Genomic DNA, 803 nt, shown 5'->3' on the forward strand with positions numbered 1-803 from the left:
CCAATACAGTCGGCGATCAAGACCAGCAGCGGGCCGACCAGCAGCCCGGTAGCGCGCGGCGGCTGGCGGCGGATCAGCGGACATAGCCAGCAGCCGAGGCCCAGCGCCAGCAGTACCAGGCGTAGCGCCTGGAGTTTGCCGTAATCTGGCAGCAGGGTGGCCGCCTGCTGAACCGAGCTGTGAAGGGTACTGAGCCCGGCGCTTTGCATAATGATAACTGCGGCGCTGATGACCAGCGCGGCCACGCTCAGTCCGGCAAAAAACCAGCCGTTAAAGTCGACTTTCGCCAGCAGCAGCAGCAGGGCGGCAAACAGCGGCCCGCTGAGGAGCACCGTCAGAAAGAACGCGCTGGTGGTGTAGCCATTGTACCATGTTGGCACGGTATTGATTTGGTAAACCCGGGTCATTGCGAGGACAAACAGCAGCCCTAACAGCATGGCGATCGCCAGCCAGACTTTGCCCAGCGTCGCCGGCATTTTTTCCAGCACCGCCAGCAGCCACCAGAATCCGCCCACAGCGAAGAACAGAGCGCCGCTGGCGATTTCGTTGCTCAGCGCCGAGGCGCCGATGCGGTTCAGCGAGTTAAACGCGCGCAGCGGTGAACCGAGATGCATCACCGAAGCAAGAAAACCAATGCCCATCAACAGCCAGATAAAAAACATATTGCGCACCAGCCGCCGCCGGGCTTCCCGTTGGTCCCCCAGCGCCAGCCAGCCAAGACCGCTGACGATGGTCGCGCCGACCACGCACTGACCCAGCACCGTAAACAGCACCAGCGGCCATTCATGCCATCCGTTTCCCAT

1 protein-coding gene is annotated in these 803 nt (G+C 62.0%); it reads right to left on the bottom strand.

Features of this window, described 5'->3' with window-relative positions:
* Positions 1–803, bottom strand: an 803-nt coding sequence (locus tag HMPREF9538_RS22075; protein WP_009484220.1) for a DmsC/YnfH family molybdoenzyme membrane anchor subunit, incomplete at its 3' end; no start/stop codon positions are given.

Source organism: Klebsiella sp. MS 92-3 (assembly GCF_000195655.1).
GTDB lineage: Bacteria > Pseudomonadota > Gammaproteobacteria > Enterobacterales > Enterobacteriaceae > Klebsiella > Klebsiella pneumoniae.